The sequence below is a fragment of the Polaribacter sp. BAL334 genome, from assembly GCF_015767435.1.
GTDB lineage: Bacteria > Bacteroidota > Bacteroidia > Flavobacteriales > Flavobacteriaceae > Polaribacter.
In genome coordinates, this window is record NZ_JADWOV010000130.1 from 1 (window position 1) to 543 (window position 543).

At 35.2% G+C, this 543-nt stretch carries 1 protein-coding gene; it reads left to right on the top strand.

Annotation, left to right across the window (positions count from 1 at the left end):
- Positions 1-543, top strand: a 543-nt coding sequence (locus tag IU405_RS00685) for a hypothetical protein (RefSeq protein ID WP_197436728.1), incomplete at both ends; no start/stop codon positions are given.

Here is a 543-nt window from a genome sequence, read left to right on the forward strand (position 1 = left end):
ACTTTTAGTTATTTTACCAACGTTACTTTTTGTAGCAAATATTGACGCTCAAAATAAAGTTTGGGATTTTGGTAATGATACTGCAAATTGGCCAGTAAGTTCAGCTGCTTTAACTGCTGAAACAACTGTAGATGGTTTAACATTAGTTCCTGGTGGAGGTTCTAGTTTTGGCGTTGTAGAAGCAAATAGCGCTATTTGGTTTTCTGGAGAAGCTAATGAATATACAGCTGTAAACAGATGGAAATCAGGAGGAAATAGTAATGTAGATCCTTCAGATGGTGTTACTTTTATGCCAACAAGAAGGTATCTAACATTTCCTGTTGATGGACCAGTTTCAGTTAAAATTTGGTTTAGACAAGGAGGAACAAGTACTCCAAGAGATCTTTGGGTCACAAATGGTACTACTGAAGTTACTCATCATATTGGTTTAGGAGACACTGACCCTCGTTATATTGAAGCAAATTATTTGGGTTCTGCTGGTAATTTGTATGTTTTTTTTGCTGGAAATGCCTATAATCTTTATAAATTAGAAATTAGTTCTAC